Origin of the sequence: Rickettsia endosymbiont of Orchestes rusci, assembly GCF_964030945.1 — a bacterium.
Taxonomy (GTDB): Bacteria; Pseudomonadota; Alphaproteobacteria; order Rickettsiales; family Rickettsiaceae; genus Rickettsia.
Genome location: NZ_CAXIQG010000002.1, coordinates 42,197 through 65,535 on the forward strand (window position 1 = coordinate 42,197; position 23,339 = coordinate 65,535).

A 23,339-nucleotide genomic window follows, 5' to 3' on the forward strand; every position below is an offset into this window, starting at 1 on the left:
GTTTACCACTAGGTCTTTGTGCCATCAAGTTTTGGACACGCAAGCAATTTAAAGGAACTAATGAATTAAAAAAACGTATTAACTATACCAGATTACCTATTGAAGAAAAAGAAAGTTATCGCTGGCTAGAAAATTTGACACAATCGACTGTTCTACTGAAGGTACCACAGAGATGTGATCTGTCAACAGTTTTCCGGACAGTTTTTTACGCACATTTTTGTATTTTTTCGTATTGTACTGGTGATAGATAATCGTTAGCAGAATGCATTCTTATACGATTATAAAATACCTCTATATATTCAAATATAGCATGTTTTGCTTCCTCCCTAGTTTTAAATTTATGTTGATAAATTAATTCTGTTTTTATAGTATGAAAAAAGCTTTCAGCAACAGCATTATCCCAGCAATTTCCTTTACGACTCATACTCTGTATAATACCATGTTGTTTTATAAGTTTTAAATGATTATCAGAACAATATTGGCTACCTCTATCAGTATGCCAAATAAGCTTTTTAGGTGGTTTACGTTGCCATATTGCCATTAGCAAAGCATTATTAACTAAATCAGCTTTCATATTACTATTCATTGACCAGCCTATTACTTTTCTAGAAAATAGATCAATAACTGTTGCTAAATATAACCATCCTTCTCCAGTTGGGATATAGGTGATATCACCAACCCAATAACAATTAACATTAGAAACTTTAAACTGTCTATCCAATAAATTAGGAGCAACTTGCTTATTATGCTTAGAATCAGTAGTTGCTTTAAATTTATACTTAGTTTTACATACTAAGCCAGCTTCATTCATTAGTCTTGTAATTCTCCTACGACTAACAATTATGCCTTGCCTCAACAAAGCCTTTTTAATGGGTCTAGATCCATAATTTCGTCTACCTTCCTGAAAAATAGCTCTAACCTTACAGGTTAATTCTCTATTTTCTTTATCCCTATTGCATCCAGGGTTATTTAACCACTCATAATAACCGCTACGTGATACCTTCATACATTTGCACATAATTGCAATTGAGAAATCATCTTGATGCTTCTTTATCCATGCATACCTTACAGGGACTCTTTTGCAAAGTACGCTGCAGCCTTTTTTAGTATATCACGCTCCTGTGTTACTATCACCAGCTCTTTCTTTAATCTTTTTAATTCATCATACAGATGTTCATCTGTTCTTGTTATTGATTCTTCAAATTGTTTAGAATATTTATCTATCCAACTATATAAAGTATTCTTACTGATACCTAATTCTTTTGCAGTCTGAATAACAGGTCGCTTCGATTCAGTTGCCAATTTAACTGCTGATTCTTTAAATTCACTAGAATACATTTTTGTTTTTGTCATACTGTATTTCCTTTCTGTTAATATTGTCTCATACTAACTGTCCGGAATACTATAGCCACATCAATATTGTGCTAAGAAAGATCCTATATTTAAGAAATGTATTACCAAAAAATCTACTTATTGTTGTTTTAATTCAAAACTTGCACGAGTATTTCAGGAACAAGGCAAAAAACAATTATCTATTAGTTTTGGCACGGCACAACATGCTAATTGCAGGGGGTTTACAGTAGAAGAGCTGCAAAGAATAGATTTTTCTAAAGTGGATTTAGAGGAGTTATTTAGTGATTTACTTGATCATGCTAAAAGTAAAATGCATAAGAATTTTTCGCAGCAACTAAAAAAACAGATGCCTATAATGCAACAACAAAGGTCTCATAATAATCATACTGATTCAAATTTATCCTATTAAAATAATGAAGTGGCTGGTAAACATAGCAAATAAATTATTACTAGCCATTACATTACTAGTAATTAATTTATGGTTATTAATCAATGATTGGTCAAATCATGCATTTGCCGGTACTATGGAGTTAGATAGTAGTAATAAAAATGAAATGATTAGGTTTAATGTAAATAATCAGTTTTGGCAACAACCTCAAGGGTTTTTATGGTATAACGAGGATCATGTTTACAAGCCAGAAATATTAAAATTTTCTCAAGATAAAAAAAAGCAAGAGCCAGAACTTGAGCCTTATGATGAAAGGATAGAAGCTTTAAAGAAGGAATTTAATAGAGCACAGCACAAAGCCTTAGATGATCCTACTCTTGAAAATGTCATTATTGCTCAAAGGTTACATAAACAAATTTTAGAAAAATCACATAAATTTGCCACCATGTGGCAACTAGCAACGATATTAGATTACAAGCTAGTAAACATGGATGAACCAGTAAATTCCTTACATAAGAAATTATATGAAGTAAGACAAGAAGAAGAAAACAGCAAAAAACTAAGATTTTTAGCTAAGAATTGGGGATTAATTCTGCAAGTAAATCAAGGATGTGAGTATTGTTATGCATTTACTCCCATTGTAGTAGAATTTGCCAATAAATATAAATTTCAACTGTTATTTGTCTCCAATGATGGAGAAAATTTTGAACATATAAAAACTACTAGGGATACTGGGTTGCTAAGTCGTCTTAATCCTATAAATCTTGTTCCGGTATTGTATTTAGTGGATAGCAGCGGCAAACAAATATATCCAGTTGCCAGAGGCATTATTAGTGAAGATACAATTGCTGAAAATATTTTATTGGTAGTTCAGCACCATAATGGACTAAAGGTTAATGATTATGATCAGTAACAATAAGTTTAGAAGAGTGATCTACATAAAGCATGTGATGCATATTCTCATGATAGTTTTATTGTTACAAGCAACAACATCTTATGCTTGGGATTTACAGGATGTATTTGAAGGGATGAGTGTTAATGTAACGAAACCTGGTGCATATCAATCTCAAGCTGCCGGCTATTATGCAGCAGGAGGACTATCAATGCGGAGCAGTAAAACAGCTTTTAATCCGATTTCTATCACTCCGCCAACACTGACAATGAGCTGTAGTGGTATTGATTCTTATCTTGGCAGTTTTTCGATTATTTCAGGAGATGAGTTAGTACAGCTAATGAAAAATATAGGCTCACAAGCAAAAGCTTATGCATTTTCATTGGGCCTTAAGACCTTTGCTCCACAAATTGAAAATGCCCTAAAAGATTTAAGAAATCTTGCTATGGAAATGAATCAATTTGCTAAGGGCGATTGTGAAATGACTAAGGCTCTTTTTGCTTCCATTTTGCCTAAAGATTCAGCAGTGAGAGAATCAGTTTGCAAGGATTTACAATCCAGCTCTGGCTTTGATTATTTTGCTGCCGGTAAAAAATGTCGTAGTGATTTAGAGCAGAAACAAGCTTTAGCGAACATCCAAAATAAAGATCCAGAATTAATGCTTACGGATTATAATATCTTTATTAAAGCAGCAGAAAAAACAGGTATCCCTGAAAATATGAGAGATGCCCTCATGTCTATGACAGGAACTATTATAGTTAGAGATAATAATGTATATTTCTTTGAGTCACTTGCTCAAAATGAAAAGAGCTGGATTACTCATTTAAAAGGTGGTGAATCTGCCTCAATTTATACCTGTGATAATATTCATTGTTTAAACCCAGCCCTAAGACGCAATATTAGTATTGCTCCAGATCAATCATATCAAGGCAAGGCTAAAACCAAGCTAGATGAATTAAAGAGTAAACTGGCAAGCAACAATGAGTTTAGTAATGCAGACATATCTTTCCTATCTTCAATAGGGGAAGCATTTCCAATATATGATTATATTACTTTAGAAGCAATATCTGGGGTAACTATTTTAGATAGCTCCTCAGAATTAGTGGCTAGTTACAGCTTGTTGCAGCATTTAAAGGAGGTAGTCTCTGAGGTCAGAAAAGCAGTAACTATGCTAAAATCCAAGCAAGTAGCAGATCATCATTTAACTGCCTACTTAAAAGCTTTAGATCGAGTGCAACTTTTTGCTCAAGAGAAATGGAGTAATATGCTAACAAGTAGTGATCAGATTGATAGAAGAGCAAGATTAATAGAACAACATTTAATAGCTAAAGAGAGGGCTTAAAAAATTAATTATAAATTAAAATTAGATGAGCAAGTAGATGAGCAAGCACAAAAATAAGCAAAGCAGATAAAAATTAAAAAGAATATGGCAGATTACGTAATACATACATTTGGTGGAGGAGATATATTATGGCAAGTTTTTAATGGCATAGGAAGAGTATTTGCCTCAAATAGTGAATATTTTACTCCGGTAGGACAGTTTGCTTTGACAATTGGTGGAATTTGGGCAGCAACTCGTGGTATTTTTAGAGGTAATATCGGTATTTTTGCCATGGAGTGGTTTTTTCCATCCTTATTTATTTTTATCTTTTTATTTGCTCCAAAAGCAAATGTATGGCTTAAGGATGAAATATCAATGCAGGCTCCTGTTAAGATCGACAATATCCCAATAGGTGTTGCTTTTTTTGCCTCTATATCATCAAAAATAAGTTATTCCTTATCAGAAACGCTAGAAAAACATTTACTACCACCTGATGAAGGGTTATCAAGCAGGAAGCATGGCATTATGTTTGGGGCAAAAGCTATTGGTAAAATCAAAGATATTCAAATAGAGGATCCGGTAACTTTAAGCAACACAAAAGAATTCTTAAGGCAATGCTTTATGAAACCTTATATAATTGGTAATATTTTAGGTAAAAAAGCAGAAGCACAAAGAGCCACTGATATAATTGTTTTTATCGAACAAAATATGCCTAATAATTTTGGTATATATTATAAAGATCCAAGTAATTCTGCTATTTCTTTTAAAACCTGCAGGCAGGTAACTCCTCTAATTAAGGCAGCTATTAATAAAGAATTAAATGATGGGTTATTAACTAAATTTGCAAATATTATAGGCATTAGCTCTGATAGGCAGGAGATGTTAGCGAGTAGATTAAAAGCTATGACATCTGATACGTTAAAATATCTTAAAAAAGAGCAAACAGATATTCACCAGTGGATGAGGCAAGCAATGTTACTTAATGCTAATCGTGAAGCTTATGATGACTTGCGGGAAAAATTCTCACTCTCTAGAATATATCCTCAGTTAGTAAGTATGAATGCGACCCGCGGGTTATTTCAGCAATCATTTTCTTACCTGGTTGCAGGAGAGATGGCAGCAAATATCATGCCCATCTTACAGTCAGTATTTTTTGCCTTGGTGATTTGTCTCATTTTCGTAGTATTTCCAATGTCGATGCTGCCGGGCGGTTATACTATCTTTAAGACCTGGATAACCTTGATTATTTGGGTAACTAGCTGGCCGGTATTTTTTACCGTGATTCATTGTTTAGGGATGATTAGCCTAGCCGGTAAAGGCGTGAGTCACTTTACCGGTTTAAATATCTTATCGCAAGGGAGTTTTTCAGAAATAGTGCTGCATGAGTTTGCAACATTTCAGATGCTAGCAGCTTCAGTTCCGATGTTATCCTGGGCAGTATTAAAGGCGTGTGCCCATGCAACTACTACTTTGGCCAATCAATTTTCTCCGGTACCGGTTGCAAGTAATATTGGTGCTAACATTGCTGATAATAACCTCGCTATGGATAATTATAGCATCGGTAATAGAACAATTGCCCAGCAAAATCTTACCCCCACTTTGCAATTGGCAGGAGGAATTATTGATGATGGTGGAATGAGAGTGACCAGTACTGATAACGGCAGACAAGTACTGACTCAAGCAGTAGACTCCTTAGTAAATAACTACCGCTCCTCTAAATTATTGCAAGATAGTTATCAAAGTCAGTTTATGAGTTCACAAAGTTATCTTGACTCATTAAATAACAGGTATAGTGATTTAACTACTACAGGAAATTCTATAGCAACTGAAATAGGTAAAAGATTAAGCTATGAGGAAGCAAAATCTATCGGTATTACTGATAGCCAGTATCTAGCCTTGCAGCAGATGAATTCAGACAGCATCGCTGCTACTGATCATACAGGTAGTAGCAATAGAAAAGGAACTAGTACTAGTGCCGATATAGGTTTAAATATTCCTAGTCTGGGAGGAACAAAAGTTGCATCACGTAATGATCAAGAACAAGATCAAGGTAAATCTGTTAACCAACAGCAATCATATAATGAAGCATTGTCCAAGATTAAAAGTGCTACTAAAGATGGCAGATTAGGTCACACAAATAGTGATCTGCATTCACTTAGTAATAATCTAAATAATAATTTTTCTGAGCAACAGTCTGTAGGGCAAGAAATAGCAAAAACCAAACAAAATATAGAGCAATTAAGCTATAATATGAATTATATATCACAAAACTCCGCTTCTATTGATCGTAATTTAAATGAACCGGTATTAAATAGCATCATTGCCAAAAATATTCCTGGCGTAAGTAGTAAAGAACAGGCTGCTATGTGGGCAAGTACTCACCAACAAGAAGCTGAACAAATAGCTTTAAACATAGCTAAAATTAATAATACTATACCGCAAAACTTAAGCTCAGTAAGTAGAGTCAATATTCCATCTAAAGAAAGCTTGCGATCAAGTTTTGATAAAAAAACTAAACAGTTAAATGATCAAGCTGCTATTAGTAGTATTGATGATAGAAAAAATGATATTTATGATACAAGTATAGAACAAATGCTTATTCAAAGTACAGATAATAATGAAGTAGAAAAAGTAAAGACTCTAGAGCAGTTATCTGATAAAGTAAAATATAAGAGGGAGCAGCTTGAAGATGAATTTAATAAAACTCCTAAATCAACGATTATAAGAACTGGCCAGCAAATAGCAGATAATATTGGCATTAGCGATAAGGCGATAAAGAAAAGAAATATTAAACTACCAGGCTATAAAAATGACAATAATTAAAAAGAAATCTATACAAAATATCAAAAAATTAGCATTCATATTTATCTTACCATTAATATTTTTTAGCAGTGCTTTTGCAGAAAATACCACTAGTATTGTTAATGAAAAACCACAACCAATAGATCTACAAAGCAAGATTCAAGATCCCAATATTTTAGCAGAAGAGTATTTTAATATTGGAAGCTCTCTTTATAAATTAGGTAAATATGAAGAAGCAATTAAAAATTATAATTTAGCCATTAAATATAAATCTGATTGTGCTAAATGCTATAACAATAAAGGCATGACTTTAAATACATTAAAACAATACCAAGAAGCAATAGACAATTATGACTTAACTATTAAATATGATTCTAGTTTTGCAGAAGCATATAATAACAAAGCAAATGTATTATGCACAATAGGAAAGCATCGTGAGGCAATAATATCATACAACCTCGCTATAAAAAATAAGCAAGACTTTGCAGCAGCTTATAATAATAAAGGTAGTGCATTAAATGACTTAGGAGAATACCAAAATGCAATAGAAAATTTTGATACTGCTCTTAAATATAATCCTAGATATCCGGAAGCTTATTACAACAAAGGAATATCTTTGATGTCTTTATGGCAACATCAGGAAGCGATAGAAAACTATGATTTAGCTATTAAGTATAAATCAGATTATGCAGATGCTTATAACAACAAAGGTGCAGCTTTAATAAACTTAGGAAAATATCAAGAAGCAATTGAAACCTGTAATATAGCCATTAAATATCAGCCTAATTGTGTAGAAGCATACTATAACAAAGCCATGTCTTTAAACATATTAAAAAAACATAAGGAAGCAATAGAGAATTGTGATTTAGCAATCAAATATAATCCTGATTATATAGGATCATACTTAGAAAAAGGTATAGCCCTTAGAAAATTAGGTAAATATCAAGATGCAATTAAGAGCTATGATTTAGCTATTAAGTATAAATCTGATTATGCTGAAAGTTACTTAGAAAAAGGAATTACATTGATTAGTATGGGAAAAGAAAAAGAAGCCAAAGCAAATTTTCACTTAGCTCTTAAATACAAATCTAATCTGATAGAAGAATATACAGCAATAATTAAAGTTTTAAGAAAATTAGGTAATGATCTTATGGCTGGTGAGTTTGAAGAAAAATTAAAGATATTAAAAAATAATTTGTAATTCTATGCAACCACAAAATCAAAATAATTTTACTCGTGGTTCACAAATCTTTGCTCATCAGCTACGAATGTTTAGTCAAGGAAGTATCAATGCTTTAACAGTTGCTTTGGTATTTACCATAGTTTGGTTAATGTGGCGTATATATCAGAAATTATCCTTAGTAAGCTTATATTATTTTATTATAGAGAGATATGCGGAGTTAAAACTTGCTATAGGAGAACATTTTTATCCTATAGATCAAATAGGTATTAAATTCTATTATTTAGAGCAAAAAGCTTGGGTTTACCGTAATGCTGAAGAATTTGTGCATAAATTTTGGCATGTTACACCACATTCGCATAATATCAATCAATTTGGGCAATTTTTATTGCATTCAGCTTGGCAAGAAGGTATTATTACTTTTACTGTTGGAATATTTACTGCTATCATCTTTTTTATGTATCGAGGTAAAAAAGCTGTTATTCAAGATAAGATTAGGGGAGCAGATTTTGTCGAAGCAGGTATTTTAGCAAAAATGCTTTATAAAAACAAACAAGCTGCTAATATTTGCTTTTCTGGGTTGCCATTAGTTAAAGATAGTGAGAGAAGACATATTCTTATTACCGGTACTACAGGTAGCGGTAAAACCAATATGATAAATGAGCTATTACCTCAGATTAGAAAAGAACAAGGTAGAGCAATTATTGTTGATTTAACAGGTAGCTTTACTGATCGATTTTTTGATTCCAAATGTGATAAGTTACTCAATCCTTTGCAAGATGGTACAGAACATTGGTTACCATGGAATGATTGTCATGAAATTTGGGATTATAATGATATAGCCAGTAGTTTTAGTAATTATAATCCAAAATTAGATGATTTTTTTGCTAAAAGTGCTGAGCTAGTATTAGCTGAAGGATTAAGATTATATCATGATAGCAAAGACATCAAAAAGCTAATAAATACTATTCTTTATGCAAATAATAAAGAATTTGTCAGTATCTTTAAAAATAGTGCAGTAGCCGGTATAATTAGCAGTAGTGCACCTGAGACTTCGTCTGGTATTCAAGCAACTGTTAGTAAAAATATTGAAGCTCTGCAACATTTAAAGCCTGATGGTAGTTTTAGTATTAGAAAGTGGTTTACTGCGGACAAAGGTTGGTTATTTATAACTAGTACTCCTAATCAGAGAGTAATGCTTCGACCACTTATTGCTGCATGGATTAGCATAGCGATAAAAGCATTAATGAATAGGAACATCAATAATACTCATAGTAATATATGGTTTGTAATTGATGAACTACCAGCTTTACAAAAGGTATCTTCACTCCATATAGCTTTAGCTGAAAGCAGGAAATATGGTGGCTGCGTTGTTGCAGGCATGCAGAATATTCATCAATTAGAGGAAATATATGGTCATGCAGGAGCAGCTTCAATGCTTGATTTATTTGGCAGTAAATTTATTTTTCGAGTAAGTGACTGGCAAACAGCACATAAATCAGCTTTAATGCTTGGTGAGCAAGAAATTATTGAAACTCAAGAGAATCTCTCTTATGGTGCTAACTCCATGCGTGATGGAGTAAATATGCATAGCTTAGAGAAAAGAAAATTATTAGTAATGCCATCTGAAATTATGAATCTACCAGATCTTACCTGTTATGTAAAACTTGCGGGTAATTTCCCAATTACTAAATTACCAATGAATTTACAAACTATGATTTAAATCTAAAAATATAAAACCATTTTAATGGTATTTTTAAAAGATTTCAATTGTTTGATAGGGGGGATTACCTTATAAAGAAAAATCCTATTATAATGCCCCTTTAAATCGCTAATTTAGTATTACGAGTTTTAGAGGTAAGCTGTGTATAAAAAACTTTTTTGTTATTTCAGAATTTTTATAAATGATTTTTCAAACAGCAGAGTAAATTTTACAAGAAATATGTTTACTCTAAAGAACTAATAAAAGCTTCATCAAGACCGGTTACACTAGAAATTAAAGCAATATTGCAACCTTGAGCTAACATTTTCTTTGCTACCTCTACTGCTTTATTATATTCCCCTTCAGCTTTTCCTTCAGCTTTTCCAATTTGGATACCTTGAGCTTCACCAATTTGGATACCTTGAGCTTCACCAATTTGGATACCTTTAGCTTTACCAATTTGGATACCTTTAGCTTCACCAACTTGTAAGCCTTCAAGAATACCTATTTCTTTTCCTTCTTGTTGCCAATGCTGTGCTAAACTTCTCATAAGCCTTGTTCCTATTTCCGTATTCAACTTTGTTGATAATAAATTCTCTAGCTTTATTTTATCAGCTTGCTCTATCTTTGTCAAAGTATAATATAATATCATTTCTAGATAATCATAGCCTATCGTTATTTTTGTTAATTCCGGTAATATATCTGATATTTCTTGCCATCTTTTTAACAACTCTCTCTCATGTATATGTTTGAGAAAAAATTCTAATATCCCTGACCATATCCTTTGTTTAAACTCTTCATCAGGAATTTCATGGACATTCACCAATTGGTAATCATTAATCCATAATTCTTTTGCTAATTTGTTATTAGCAAATAAATCCCATAAATTCCTTGCAACATTGTATTTCTCCTGACCATTGTAAAATATCATCGGGTATATTAATGGCAAAGTCTTAGCTTTAGGATTTTGTATTAAATATCGCTCACAAATATTAATCATATATTTAAATAGCCTAAAAGCCATAAAATGATCTGCTTGTGATTGATGCTCGACAAGCAAAAATAAGTATCCGTCTTGTTTATCAAATTTGCATGAGAATAAAACATCAGAGATAGAATCTTTTAAAGAGCTTTCTACAAAAGTGGTATTTTCCATTGCTAAACTAGGAAAATCTATTAAACTTTTAATATTTGGGGGCAAATGTGCATTAAAGAATTCATGGGCAACTAGAGGATTCTCTAGTGCCTTACGAAATATCTTATCATGCTTAGCTTTCTTTGTGCCTTTATCTGGATCACCCAGCAGGTTTCCTTGTTCACTCATATATTTATATTTTTTAACTTGATAAAATATTATTACACTATAATCTAAACTCTTATTCCTTGACTAAGCTTTACCTCAGATACTTGCTTTAACTCACTTTTTATTTCTTTACCTATTTCTGAGCTTGGACTTATATATTGCATTACTTGTTTATCTTTTCCTATGGCATTAAGTAATCTTCAGGGATGAGATGGCTTTTGCCTTGAAAATCATGTACTACTATATCAGAAAATTTTTTATCACCAAGATTATAATATTGATTACTTCTTTAGCTCTTTCATGAATAATTTTATCTTCAGGGATAATAAATGCTTTGCCCTTAACTTTGGCAAATTTAGGATTTAAATCTACTGCCTTAGCTCCTAAAGATTTACCGTTTTCTGTAAATCTTCTGGTAGTCACAAGCACATGGGCATGCCAATTCTTTTCTCCATCATGTGGCTGATGAATATCAACCTGAACTCCTAGGCCATTTCTTACCCACCCCATCTCTTCGATGATTTCATGAGTAATTGCTATTCTATCATCTAAATCTAATTCCTTATCATCAGGCAGTGCTATCACAATATCTTTTAATAATTGACTATTTTTTCTTGTCTCTAGACGTTCTACTTCATTCATCAAAACTCTTGAGTCTTTGAATTTTTGATCTACATGAGCAGGCAATAATACTGCATGATAAACATTATCGCCTTTTTTGCTAAAATTATAAGTAATGTTAGTTCTCTCATCTTTAATAATCAGCCTGGCATTATAGGCAGCTTTCAAACAAGCATTTTTACCTTCACTCCTACTTACTATTTCTATTCTTGCAAACTGTATCGCCATGGTTTGTTAATTATAACAATGTTCAATCCATCATTGACATTACCATGCAATCTTAAAATCATCCACTGAAACCAGAACCACTTGAACCAGCAAGCAAAAATAAACCGTAAGGTTTATATATTGCGTGGTGCGACACGATGGCACTAAAATAAAGTCTGCAAATATATTGCGGCTAGGTTGCATTTAGACCTAATTACTATTATTGCGGTGCAAGGTTGGTAACGATCTTGTGCTAAGCGCAATAAGAAGCCTAACTAAATTACTAATCTGGATGGGAAATAGGGGCAAGGTAAAGTTAAAATTGGTTAAACGAAAGTGAATCTTTGTATGGAAAATATCGTAAATATAAAAGCAGATACTCCAGATAATATCTGTTATAGGGATGAAGCTGAAAAGCTTAACTGTAAGAAGGAAGACGCGACCTTCTTTAAAAATGCCAGTTCCCCGGTATACAGAAGGTAACCAACTTAACGCATCTTTAATTAGTGAAACGTGGTAAGCCTATTACTTGGCAACTGGTAGTAGGTAAGAGAGGTCTTAAAAAGCTAATGACACTAAGCTGAAAGGCTACAGGAATAAATAACTGGGTGTATAGGCACTATGTGCTAATCAGAAATGATGCTGACTTGAGACTGGTGATTTACCCTAAGTAAGTAAACAAGATTATGAATTATATTGGAAAAGTTAGATGCAAAACGCAAATGTAACAATTAAGACCGATAATAATAACTTTGAGAAAATTTATTGGCATGCAATAAATTGGCAAGAAGTTAATAAAAAGGTTAATAATCTTCGTAGACGTATCTATAGGGCATCTGCAAATGGTAACATGAAATTAGTACGTAGTTTACAGAAGTTGATGTTGAAATCAAGATCAAATAAATTACTTGCTATAAGTGAGGTGGTACCCTTTGTCTAGACAAATTTTTTAAATTTTAGAGGTGTAATTCTCCTTTATTAATGTATTGGTTTTTCAAAGTAAAGTTTGCATTTTCTATGTCATATAGCCTCTTGGTAATTTTCTAGTTTTTCTGCAAAATGTATCATTTTAGGTGTCTTATATTCAAGCGATTGATGAGGTCTTTGCTTATTATAAAATTCTATATAATCTCTGATAGCTATCTTTGCTTCACGTACCGTTTCAAGATCAAAACGATAAATCTTCTCTTGTTTCAAAGATCTCCAAAAACGTTCAATAAATACATTATCTAAGGCTCTGCCTTTGCCGTCCATACTAATAGCTATGCCTTGTTGCTCAAGTATTTGAGTAAAATCTTTTGATGTAAACTGTACTCCCTGATCCGTATTAAAAATGTCAGGCTTGCCATATATAGATATTGCTTCATTTAGAGCTTCAATACAAAAATCATTTTCTAAACTAATCGACACCCGCCAACTCAAAATATAACGACTATACCAATCCATTATAGCAACCAAATATACAAAACCTTGCTTTAATCTTATGTAAGTAATATCTGCACAGTAAACTTGATTGGAGCAAACCACCTCTATATTATTTAATAGATATGGGTATACTTTATGAGCCTGATTCCTACGGCTTAAATTAATTTTTGGGTATACTGCTTCAATACCAAGTATTTTATAATATTTTCTTATCATCTTACGACTAACATTTAACCCTTCCGATTTTAGGACATGAGACATTCTTCTAGTACCATAATAGGGATGCTCTGTAAAAATCTCATCAATTCTGTTCAGTACTCTATACTCCTTATCATCTAAGGTATTCCTAGCTCGGTAATAGTAACTTGAGCGGTTTAAATCTAAAAGTTCGCATTGTCTTGCTATGGTTAATTTTGAAGCATAACTTATCATTTTTTTCCTAACCTCTAAATCCAAAGATACTAGATTTTTTTTTGAGCCAGTCTCTTTCAACTGTTAACTGGCCTATTTGCTCAAATAATGATTTAATTAAATCTTCTTGGCCGGTATCTTGTTGTTTAGATTTCGATTTAAATCCAGAAACCATAAAATCTAAAGCTTCTTTCTTCCATTTATAAATCTGATTAGCGTGAACACCATATTTGCTGGTAATTTGAGCTATAGTCATTTCTCCAGATATTGCTTCAATTGCTATTTTTGCTTTTTCTTCTGCGCTATATTTTTTAACTTGTTTTTTCATTTTTTGCTCCTTTTCCTAGGAGATATTATACCTACTTTTCTCTATTTTCTTGTCTAGTTTTTGGGTACCATTATAGTTTTTCGATTATTTCAGGAGATGAGTTAGTACAGCTAATGAAAAATATTGGTACGCAAGCAAAAGCTTATGCATTTTCATTGGGCCTTAAAACTTTTGCTCCACAAATAGAAAATGCCCTGAAAGATTTAAGAAATCTTGCTATGGAAATGAATCAATTTGCTAAGGGCGATTGTGAAATGACTAAAGCTATTTTCGCTTCCATTTTGCCTAAAGATTCAGCCATGAGAGAATCAGTTTGCAAGGATTTACAATCCAGCTCTGGCTTTGATTATTTTGCTGCCGGTAAAAAATGTCGTAGTGATTTAGAGCAGAAACAAGCTTTAGCGAATATCCAAAATAAAGATTCAGAGCTAATGCTAGATAATTATAATATTTTTATCAAGGCAGCAGAAAAAGCAGGGATTCCTGAAAATATGAGAAATGCCATTATGTCAATGACAGGAACTATTATAGTTAGAGATAATAATGTATATTTTCTTGCGTCACTTGCTCAAGATGAAAAGAGCTGGATTGCTCATTTAAAAGGTGGAGAATCTGCCTCAATTTATACTTGTGATAATAGTAATTGTTTAAACCCAGCTCTAAGACGCAATATTAGTATTGCTCCAGATCAATCATATCAAGGCAAGGCTAAAACCAAGCTAGATGAATTAAAGAGTAAACTTACAAGTAATAACGAGTTTAGTAATGCAGACATATCTTTCCTATCTTCAATAGGGGAAGCATTTCCAATATATGATTATATTACTTTAGAAGCAATATCAGGAGTAACTATTTTAGATAGCTCCTCAGAATTAGTGGCTAGTTACAGCTTGTTGCAGCATTTAAAGGAGGTAGTCTCTGAGGTCAGAAAAGCAGTAACTATGCTAAAATCCAAGCAAGTAGCAGATCATCATTTAACTGCCTACTTAAAAGCTTTAGATCGAGTGCAACTTTTTGCTCAAGAGAAATGGAGTAATATGCTAACAAGTAGCGATCAGATTGATAGAAGAGCAAGATTAATAGAACAACATTTAGTCGCAAAAGAGAGGGCTTAAAAATTAATTATAAATTAAAATTAGATGAGCAAGTAGATAAGCAAGCACAAAAATAAGCAAAGCAGATAAAAATTAAAAAGAATATGGCAGATTACGTAATACATACATTTGGTGGAGGAGATATATTATGGCAAGTTTTTAATGGCATAGGAAGAGTATTTGCCTCAAATAGTGAGTATTTTACACCGGTAGGTAAATTTGCTTTGACAATTGGTGGAATTTGGGCAGCAACAAGAGCTATTTTTAGAGGCAATATCGGTATTTTTGCCATGGAGTGGTTTTTTCCATCTTTTTTTATTTTTGTCTTTTTATTTGCTCCAAAAGCAAATGTATGGCTTAAGGATGAAATATCAATGCATGCTCCTGTGAAAATTGATAATATTCCAATAGGAATTGCTTTATTTGCGTCAGTATCATCAAAAATAAGTTATTCCTTATCAGAAATGCTAGAAAAACATTTACTTCCACCTGATGAAGGGTTATCAAGCAGGAAGAATGGGATTATGTTTGGGGCAAAAGCTATTGGTAAAATCAAGGATATTCAAATAGAGGATCCAGTAACTTTAACCAACGCAAAAGAATTTTTAAGACAATGTTTTATGAAACCTTATATAATTGGTAATATTTTAGGTAAAAAAGCCGAAGCACAAAGAGCCACTGATATAATTGCTTTTATTCAGCAAAATATACCCAATAATTTTGGCATTTACTATAAAGATCTAAGTAATTCTGCTATTTCTTTTAAAACCTGCAAGCAGGTAACTCCTTTAATTAAGGCAGCTATTAATAAAGAATTAAATGATGGCTTGTTGACTCAATTTGCAAATGGCATAGGGATTACCTCTGATAGGCAAGAGATATTAGCGAGTAGATTAAAAACTATGACCTCTGACACTCTAAAATATCTGAAAAAAGAACAGACAGATATTCATCAGTGGATGAGGCAAGCAATGTTACTTAATGCTAATCGTGAAGCTTATGATGACTTGCGAGAAAAATTCTCACTCTCTAGAATATATCCTCAGTTAGTAAGTATGAATGCGACTCGTGGATTATTTCAGCAATCATTTTCTTACCTGGTTGCAGGAGAAATGGCAGCAAATATCATGCCCATCTTACAGTCAGTATTTTTTGCCTTGGTGATTTGTCTCATTTTCGTAGTATTTCCAATGTCGATGCTGCCGGGCGGTTATACTATCTTTAAGACCTGGATAACCTTGATTATTTGGGTAACTAGCTGGCCAGTATTTTTTACCGTGATTCATTGTTTAGGGATGATTAGCCTAGCCGGTAAAGGCGTGAGTCACCTTACTGGTTTAAATATCTTATCGCAGGGGAGTTTTTCAGAAATGGTGCTGCATGAGTTTGCAACGTTTCAGATGTTGGCCGCTTCAGTTCCGATGTTATCCTGGGCAGTATTAAAGGCGTGTGCCCATGCAACTACCACTTTGGCTAATCAATTCTCTCCAGTACCGGTTGCGAGTAGCATTGGGGCTAATATTTCTGATAATAACCTCTCTATGGATAATTATAACATCGGTAATAGAACAATTGCCCAGCAAAATCTTACCCCAACTTTGCAATTAGCAGGAGGAATTATTGATGATGGGGGAATGAGAGTGACTAGTACTTACAGCGGCAGACAAGTACTGACTCAAGCAGTAGACTCCTTAGTAAATAACTACCGCTCTTCTAAATTATTGCAAGATAGTTATCAATCTCAGTTTATGAGCTCACAAAGTTATCTTGACTCATTAAATGATAGATATAGTGATTTAACTACTACAGGAAATTCTATAGCAACTGAAATAGGCAAGAGATTAAGCTATGAAGAAGCAAAATCTATCGGTATTACTGATAGCCAGTATCTAGCCTTGCAGCAGATGAATTCAGATAGCATCGCTGCTACTGATCATACCGGTAGTAGTAATAAAAAAGGCACTGGTACTAGTTCCGATATAAGCTTAAGAATACCTAGTATACTCGGAATAACAGTTGGATCAAGTAATGACAAAGTACAAGATCAAGGTAAGTCAGTTAATCAACAACAATCATATAATGAGGCATTATCTAAGATTAAAAGTGCTACTAAAGATGGCAGATTAGGTCACACAAATAGTGATCTGCAGTCATTTAGTAATAATCTAAATAGTAATTTTTCTGAGCAACAGTCTGTAGGGCAAGAAATAGCAAAAACTAAACAAAATCTCGAGCAATTAAGCTATAATATGAATTATATATCACAAAACTCCGCTGCTATTGATCGCAATTTAAATGAACCGGTATTAAATAGCATAATTGCCAAAAATATCCCTGGAGTAAGTAGTAAAGAGCAGGCTGCTATGTGGGCGAGTACTCACCAACAAGAAGCTGAACAAATAGCTTTAAACATAGCTAAAATTAATAATACTATACCTCAAAACTTAAGCTCTGTAAGTAGAGTCAATATTCCGTCGAAAGAAGCCTTAAGAACAAGTTTTGATGAAAATAAACAACGATTAAATGATCAAGCGGCTATTAGTAGTATTGATAACAGAAGAAATGATATTTATGATAAAAATGTAGAACAAATGCTAATTAATAATGTAGATAATAATGAAGTAGAAAAAGTAAAGCTTCTTGAGCAATTATCTGTTAAAGTGGAAGATAAGAAGATACAGATTCAAAATGAATTTAATAAAACTCCTGAATCAACGATTGTAAGGACTAGCCAGAAAATAGCAGATAATCTTGAAATAAGCAGCAAGGCGATAAAGAAAAGAAACATTAAACTACCAGGCTATAAAAATGAAAATAATTGAGAAAAATTTATGCAAAATATTAAGAAATTAGCATTCATATTTTTAGTTTTACCGCTACCTGTAGTACCGGTAATAAGAATATGTCTTCTCTCGCTATCTTTAACTAATGGCAATCCAGAAAAGCAAATATTAGCAGCTTGCTTGTTTTTATAAAGCATTGTAGCTAAAGTTTTAGTTTCTACAAAATCTGCTCCCCTAATCTTATCTTGGATAACAGCTTTTTTACCTCGATACATAAAAAAGATGATAGCAGTAAACAGACCAATAGTAAAAGTAATAATACCTTCTTGCCAAGCTGAATGCAATAAAAATTGCCCAAATTGATTGATATTATGCGAATGCGGTGTAACATGCCAAAATTTATGAACAAATTCTTCAGCATTACGGTAAACCCAAGCTTTTTGCTCTAAATAATAGAATTTAATACCTATTTGATCTATAGGATAAAAATGTACTCCTATAGCAAGTTTTAATTGTGTGTATCGCTCTATGATAAAATAATATAGGCTTATTAAAGATAATTGCTGAGATATTCGTAATATCAGCCAAATTACAGAAAATATTAATCCAATAGTTAAAGCATTAATACTGCCTTGCCCAAGCATTCTCATCTGATGAGCAAAAATTTGTGAACCACGAGTAAAATTATTTTGATTTTGTTGCATCCAATTATAAATTATCTTGCATTATCTTTAATTTTTCTTCAAACTCATTAGCCATTAGATCATTACCTAATTGCCTTAAAGCTTTAATTATTGCTTCATATTCTGTCATAAGATTAGGTTTGTATTTAAGAGCTAAGTGAAAATTTTCTTTAGCTTCCTTATGTTTTTCCATGCTAATTAAAGTAATCCCTTTTTCTAAGTAACTTTCAGCATAATCAATTTTGTCCTTAATAGCTAAATCATAGCTCTTAATTGCATCCTGGTATTTACCTAATTTTCTAAGAGCTATTCCTTATACACTTAATCTTATCGGTATGTCCTACTAGATTTTTGAGTAAGCTACCGTTCTCAGCATTCCATATTTTTATGGTGTGATCTCCAGAACCTGAGGCAAGATATTTGCCGTCAGGGGAATAGCTTATACATTTAATCTCATCGGTATGTCCTTCTAGATTTTGGAGTAATCTATGATTCTTATCATCCTCAGGATTTTCAGCATTCCATATTTTTACTGTGTTATCAGTAGAACCTGAAGCAAAATATTTGCCATCAGGGGAATAGCTTATACACGTATGTCCCTTTAGCTTTTGGAGTAATCTATCATTCTTATCATTCTCAGGATTCTCAACATTCCATATTTCTAATATGGGATCCATATAACAAGAACCTGAGGCAAGATGTTTCCCATCAGGGGAATAGTTTATATACCCTACACCATAGCGTGTATGTCCTTCTAGATTTTGGAGTAATCTATGATTCTTATCATCCTCAGGATTTTCAGCATTCCATATTTTTACTGTGTTATCAGTAGAACCTGAGGCAAGATATTTGCCATCAGGGGAATAGCTTAGACAGTTAATATACCAGGTGTGTCCTTTTAGATTTTGGAGTAAGTTGCCATTCCTAGCATCCCATATTCTTACTATTTGATCATTAGAACCTGAAGCAAGATATTTACCGTCAGGGGAATAACTTAGACAGTAGACAGGAGCATTATGCTCTAAATCAGGATATAGTGATAACTTAATACTAGTCAGATTAGTACCGATAAACTTAGCACCTACTAGGTTTGCATTAGTTAAATTAACTTCAGTTAAATCCGCATTGCTAAAATCTACATATTGAAAAATCCCATTTCTAATGTTTGCTCCTCTGACTGCTATATTACTTAAATTTCCCTCAGAAAATGAATATTGTGCTGCTATAAGTAATGTTATGCTATTAGATGCAAAAGTTACTGCTTCATCAGATTTATCTTGCTTAGTTGCGTCAATGGTCCGTATTAAGAATTCTTGTAAATCCTTGTTATAAACTACGTCCTCTGCGATTAGTTTAATTAGTTCAACATCTTTAACTATGCTATGGCTAGCGAGTATTTCACTTTTTCCAAATCTTTCAACTTCATCTTTAATTTCTTCAAATAAGTAATAATTTTTAAATATAACATGAGCAAATCCTATTTCTACTTCTTGCTCTACTTTAACTTTAGATCCCGAAGTTTTAGTTTCAATTTTTAGCGGTAGAAGCTTTAATATATGATATAATGCCTGTTGCTTGAATAAAGTTGATTCTTCATATCCGAAAGCCTTAAATAACTCACTGTCAGCTTTAATCCTAAATTCATTCTGCAAATGTAGCTGCATAGCTATATATTTACCTAATTCTTTTAACAGCTGATTTAGTTCCTGGGTATTCTTATTAATATCTATATTAAGGTTTGATAATAATTCAACTATTTTGTTTTTTTGTCTTTCGTGTAGAACTTCTACTTTCTTACTTTGCTTAATTTTAACATATTCATCATAAATATCTTGTTTGCTAATAGGTTTTTCTATAGTTGAAGGTATATCTATTGAAGATACCGATTGCATCACAATTTCAAACATAAAACCAGTGTCAATAATTGGTTCTATTTTTAATTTATTAATTTTATCTAAGTAATATTTTTTGTCATGACTTCCATCACTATTATCAACATACTTACTTACATATTCTTCTAACTTTTGTTCCTCTCTATAATTAATAGGGGCAATATAACAAATCTCAAGTTGCTTTGACTCGGGCATGAACCAACTATAATCATTATTATCTAGTAGATAATCCGTTCCACAAGAGATTAATATTTTGGGTTCTCCTAACTTTTTAATATATCCCCTAATTAATGTTTCACGACTAGTAGCAATGCCTAACCCTTCATCAAAACTGTCGATATATAAATGTGCATTTTGAATGTTTTCAAGTTTAAGATTAGTACCTAGTTCATTATTAAAAGAATTTATGACTTTAACTAAATCAATATTACTAGCAAAATTAAAATATATTGGAAGTGGATTACCAGGCTTCCAGTTGTTAACTGCTTCAATGAATTTTAGCTGCAATGTAATACTTTTACCAGCACCAGCTACTCCAAGTAGTAACATTACCTCTTTTTGCCCGTCCCAAAAATCATCTATTTTACTGAATAAAACATCGGTTTTTAACTTGGCATACCTATAAGGATTAAGTTCAGTAGTATAAAGATTTATGTATAAATCTTTAGTCCTTTCTATATCTTCATTAATACTTATAGATGATTTGTTATTTTTAAGTCGCTCTTTGATTTTACTTATATAGTGAGTAAAAATAATATTTTCCTTATAACTATCATCACCAATTGCTTCTATTTTTGTTATGGCATCTTTGATTGAAATCCTTTGCTCTAGATTTGGATTTGTTAAGCTGGTAATTAACTCTTGAATTTCCTCTTCCTTATTGCTAATAATAGCTGTACCGTATTTTGTAATATCTTTTATAATTTTACCACAAGCAAATGCTAAGGCTTTTCTAATATCAATAACTCCTGCTTTTTGTTGCAGTTCTATAGCAGTAAACCCTTCTGTACTCTGAAAAGAATATTTAGCAATATTAAATTTGCTTATTTCTTCTCTATTATCAATTTTAACTATGCCGCCAAGATCAATGATAGTCGCTTTCCTTATATCTGTATCATACAAAGTATTATCTGGCTTTAGATCTGTCATTACAACATTTTTATCTAACAAATCTAGTGTTTTGCTAAACACATCTAATAAATAAGGCTTTTGATATTCCCACTTTTGATATACTGAGTTCGCAAATACTTTAGTTGCTGTATTTTGTGGTAGAATTTCCATCATCACATAACCTTTACGATGGCTATTTCCTGCATTTTGAGTAACTAATGCCATATCAAAAACATTTGGGGCATATATTATATCTGCTATATCATTGGTAAAGTAATCTTTAAGAGTTTCATCAATAATCCGTGCACAAGGTGTTTCCGGGTCTTTAATACTTTTAGTTTTCTTAATACAAACCACTTCTCCAGGTTTTGACTTAGAATCAAATAAGCTTAATGCAAACCTTACTGTACCAAAACCACCTTTGCCGATAGTAATCTGTTGGTTTTCTCCTTTTTTTTGTAACTTATCTTCTAGGTAATCATCGCCAGTAATTTCTTTAATAACTTGTTCATTATCTCTTGTTAGGTTATTTAACAGCAAATACATACCACCATCTTCACCAATAATCACTGTATTAGGCAACTTAAATTTCTCTTTATCAAATCTGCAACTTAAAACTGCATCTTTCAGCTGAATAAATTTAGCCTGATCACTAAAATGCTTTAGTAGTTCTAGTATCTTAATAGTCAGTTGAGTACTAGCAAAAACATTTGTTGGATCTTTCCATAAAAGAAACTCTAGTGCTTTTGTTATTTCAACTAAAATTGGCTTAAATAAATCTTCTTGTTGAAAAATATCTATTGTATCCCTTTTAAATAAGTCTCCACTTACTGCAAGCATTTTTTTTGCTATTCGCCAATCCATTTTGCTATTTCCATTCTCAAATAACAATTTCTGTACTAGTTCACTTATGTTACTTTTGAATATTTCAAGCTTTCTTTTGAATATCTTAAGTGCGTCTTTTCCTCTTAGTTCTTCCTTGACCTTATATGTTACATCAAAGTAGCGTACCCATGGTTTATATAACTCGTCTCCCTGAAAGGTATTATGTAACTTTTTCATAACATCATGTGAGTCAGATTTATATTGATTTATAACTTTAGGATTCTTTAAGTTATTCAGGTATTTTATTCCTAAATCCAGCATTACATGTTTGTCTATGGTTGGATCACTTAATACTTTTTTTAATAGTTCAAATTTGTCTTGACCATTAATCTCTTTTGAACTTAGGGTTTGTTTTATTTGCTCTATTGTTTGTTCTCTTGTTACTATTGGCATATCTTTACCTTACACTGAGGTGGTACCCTTTGTCTAGACAAAGGGTACCACCTCACTGTTTTAAATACTATATAATGGTATCAGATGATATACAATTTATCTACTCCTTAATTTAAATATTAAAAATTTTTATATATGATATTAATATTAAATTATCTTAATTCGTGATTATCAAAAATATTTTTGCCGATTTTAGTCCACTGATCTTGGATATTAGAATTTTGTATTAATTTTTCTTTTAAAGAAACAAAAGCTCCTAGTAAACTGTTAGTGGGTAAATCATCAAGTTTAGCTTTAACAACTAAGCCACCGATTTCAATTAAACGACGGGTACGAGCTTTTCTTTCTTGAATTTTAAGTCTTGCTTCTTCAGTAATAATTTGAGCTTTTTTTTGTTCTAATTTTAATCTACGTTTTATGACATTATCCATAGAGATAATTTTATTTTTGATTATTATAATCATCATGAATCATCAATAAATTATGGAAGTCAACTTCATAACTATAAGTGCTAGGAAATTCTACAAATTTTTCTAAAACAGACTAACGTTTGATACAACTTTTAA

At 32.2% G+C, this 23,339-nt stretch carries 13 protein-coding genes and 5 pseudogenes; 9 read left to right on the forward strand and 9 right to left on the reverse strand.

Annotation, left to right across the window (positions count from 1 at the left end):
• Positions 1–205: 205 nt before the first annotated feature.
• Positions 206–1,353, reverse strand: a protein-coding gene (locus AAHM91_RS01635) for an IS3 family transposase (protein ID WP_410526146.1) whose coding sequence is annotated in 2 segments (ribosomal slippage) — positions 206–1,107 and positions 1,107–1,353 — 1,149 coding nt in all. Because the reading frame shifts where the segments join, the coding sequence is not laid out codon by codon here.
• A gap of 73 nt (positions 1,354–1,426) precedes the next feature.
• Between AAHM91_RS01635 and traN the strand changes: the two are divergent.
• The 6 genes and pseudogenes from traN to AAHM91_RS01665 all read left to right on the forward strand — a co-directional run.
• A pseudogene (gene traN, locus AAHM91_RS01640) lies at positions 1,427–1,762 on the forward strand (conjugal transfer protein TraN); the annotation flags it as partial.
• Between the two features lies 1 nt (position 1,763).
• Positions 1,764–2,654 carry a conjugal transfer protein TraF gene (locus tag AAHM91_RS01645; RefSeq protein WP_342269824.1) on the forward strand — a complete coding sequence of 297 codons (891 nt, stop codon included), beginning with the start codon at positions 1,764–1,766 and terminating at the stop codon, positions 2,652–2,654.
• Entirely contained in the window at positions 2,644–3,975 is a 1,332-nt protein-coding gene (locus AAHM91_RS01650; protein WP_342269658.1) for a conjugal transfer protein TraH, read from the forward strand. The genes AAHM91_RS01645 and AAHM91_RS01650 overlap by 11 nt, the downstream gene beginning before the upstream one ends.
• A gap of 84 nt (positions 3,976–4,059) precedes the next feature.
• Positions 4,060–6,777, forward strand: a complete 2,718-nt coding sequence (locus tag AAHM91_RS01655) for a conjugal transfer protein TraG N-terminal domain-containing protein (RefSeq protein ID WP_342269659.1) — start codon at positions 4,060–4,062, stop codon at positions 6,775–6,777.
• Positions 6,764–7,957: a tetratricopeptide repeat protein gene (locus AAHM91_RS01660; protein WP_342269660.1), complete on the forward strand. Its 1,194-nt coding sequence runs from the start codon at positions 6,764–6,766 to the stop codon at positions 7,955–7,957. Before AAHM91_RS01655 ends, AAHM91_RS01660 begins: the two co-directional genes overlap by 14 nt.
• Positions 7,958–7,961: 4 nt before the next feature.
• On the forward strand, positions 7,962–9,659 hold the full coding sequence (locus AAHM91_RS01665) for a type IV secretion system DNA-binding domain-containing protein (RefSeq protein WP_342269661.1): 1,698 nt from the start codon (positions 7,962–7,964) through the stop codon (positions 9,657–9,659).
• 223 nt (positions 9,660–9,882) lie between these two features.
• Here AAHM91_RS01665 and AAHM91_RS01670 read toward each other — a convergent pair whose 3' ends face one another.
• Both AAHM91_RS01670 and AAHM91_RS01675 read right to left on the reverse strand, forming a co-directional pair.
• Entirely contained in the window at positions 9,883–10,962 is a 1,080-nt protein-coding gene (locus tag AAHM91_RS01670; protein WP_342269662.1) for an Rpn family recombination-promoting nuclease/putative transposase, read from the reverse strand.
• 255 nt (positions 10,963–11,217) lie between these two features.
• Positions 11,218–11,790 (reverse strand): annotated as a pseudogene (locus tag AAHM91_RS01675) (MobA/MobL family protein); the annotation flags it as partial.
• 688 nt (positions 11,791–12,478) lie between these two features.
• Between AAHM91_RS01675 and AAHM91_RS01680 the strand changes: the two are divergent.
• Positions 12,479–12,709 carry a reverse transcriptase N-terminal domain-containing protein gene (locus AAHM91_RS01680; RefSeq protein ID WP_342269663.1) on the forward strand — a complete coding sequence of 77 codons (231 nt, stop codon included), beginning with the start codon at positions 12,479–12,481 and terminating at the stop codon, positions 12,707–12,709.
• Positions 12,710–12,789: 80 nt separating this feature from the next.
• On the opposite strand, the gene AAHM91_RS01685 is transcribed toward AAHM91_RS01680, so the two are convergent.
• Both AAHM91_RS01685 and AAHM91_RS01690 read right to left on the reverse strand, forming a co-directional pair.
• Positions 12,790–13,626: an IS3 family transposase gene (locus AAHM91_RS01685; protein WP_342269664.1), complete on the reverse strand. Its 837-nt coding sequence runs from the start codon at positions 13,624–13,626 to the stop codon at positions 12,790–12,792.
• Between the two features lie 7 nt (positions 13,627–13,633).
• Entirely contained in the window at positions 13,634–13,933 is a 300-nt protein-coding gene (locus AAHM91_RS01690) for a transposase (RefSeq protein ID WP_045812944.1), read from the reverse strand.
• 65 nt (positions 13,934–13,998) lie between these two features.
• Here AAHM91_RS01690 and AAHM91_RS01695 point away from each other — a divergent pair.
• Both AAHM91_RS01695 and AAHM91_RS01700 read left to right on the forward strand, forming a co-directional pair.
• Positions 13,999–15,048 (forward strand): annotated as a pseudogene (locus AAHM91_RS01695) (conjugal transfer protein TraH); the annotation flags it as partial.
• Positions 15,049–15,131: 83 nt separating this feature from the next.
• Positions 15,132–17,849, forward strand: coding sequence for a conjugal transfer protein TraG N-terminal domain-containing protein (locus AAHM91_RS01700; protein WP_342269665.1), 2,718 nt, complete (start codon positions 15,132–15,134; stop codon positions 17,847–17,849).
• A gap of 32 nt (positions 17,850–17,881) precedes the next feature.
• Here the strand turns inward: AAHM91_RS01700 and AAHM91_RS01705 are convergent.
• The 4 genes and pseudogenes from AAHM91_RS01705 to AAHM91_RS01720 form a co-directional block, all read right to left on the reverse strand.
• Positions 17,882–18,514 (reverse strand): annotated as a pseudogene (locus AAHM91_RS01705) (TraD N-terminal domain-containing protein); the annotation flags it as partial.
• A 4-nt stretch (positions 18,515–18,518) separates the two neighbouring features.
• Positions 18,519–18,806 (reverse strand): annotated as a pseudogene (locus tag AAHM91_RS01710) (tetratricopeptide repeat protein); the annotation flags it as partial.
• The gene (locus tag AAHM91_RS01715; RefSeq protein WP_342269666.1) at positions 18,793–22,773 is read right to left on the reverse strand and encodes a WD40 domain-containing protein; all 3,981 of its coding nucleotides are present in this window, start codon (positions 22,771–22,773) and stop codon (positions 18,793–18,795) included. The pseudogene AAHM91_RS01710 and the gene AAHM91_RS01715, both read right to left, overlap by 14 nt.
• A 152-nt stretch (positions 22,774–22,925) precedes the next feature.
• Positions 22,926–23,204 (reverse strand): conjugal transfer protein TraD, encoded by a 279-nt coding sequence (locus tag AAHM91_RS01720; protein ID WP_342257180.1) that lies wholly within the window; start codon positions 23,202–23,204, stop codon positions 22,926–22,928.
• Positions 23,205–23,339: the final 135 nt, after the last annotated feature.

Bases quoted from the DNA above. Each gene is read 5' to 3' on its own strand.
- AAHM91_RS01665 (WP_342269661.1), top strand. From the start codon at position 7,962: ATGCAACCACAAAATCAAAATAATTTTACTCGTGGTTCACAAATCTTT.
- AAHM91_RS01660 (WP_342269660.1), top strand. From the start codon at position 6,764: ATGACAATAATTAAAAAGAAATCTATACAAAATATCAAAAAATTAGCA.
- AAHM91_RS01650 (WP_342269658.1), top strand. From the start codon at position 2,644: ATGATCAGTAACAATAAGTTTAGAAGAGTGATCTACATAAAGCATGTG.
- AAHM91_RS01680 (WP_342269663.1), top strand. From the start codon at position 12,479: ATGCAAAACGCAAATGTAACAATTAAGACCGATAATAATAACTTTGAG.
- AAHM91_RS01720 (WP_342257180.1), bottom strand. From the start codon at position 23,204: ATGGATAATGTCATAAAACGTAGATTAAAATTAGAACAAAAAAAAGCT.
- AAHM91_RS01715 (WP_342269666.1), bottom strand. From the start codon at position 22,773: ATGCCAATAGTAACAAGAGAACAAACAATAGAGCAAATAAAACAAACC.
- AAHM91_RS01655 (WP_342269659.1), top strand. From the start codon at position 4,060: ATGGCAGATTACGTAATACATACATTTGGTGGAGGAGATATATTATGG.
- AAHM91_RS01690 (WP_045812944.1), bottom strand. From the start codon at position 13,933: ATGAAAAAACAAGTTAAAAAATATAGCGCAGAAGAAAAAGCAAAAATA.
- AAHM91_RS01685 (WP_342269664.1), bottom strand. From the start codon at position 13,626: ATGATAAGTTATGCTTCAAAATTAACCATAGCAAGACAATGCGAACTT.
- AAHM91_RS01670 (WP_342269662.1), bottom strand. From the start codon at position 10,962: ATGAGTGAACAAGGAAACCTGCTGGGTGATCCAGATAAAGGCACAAAG.
- AAHM91_RS01700 (WP_342269665.1), top strand. From the start codon at position 15,132: ATGGCAGATTACGTAATACATACATTTGGTGGAGGAGATATATTATGG.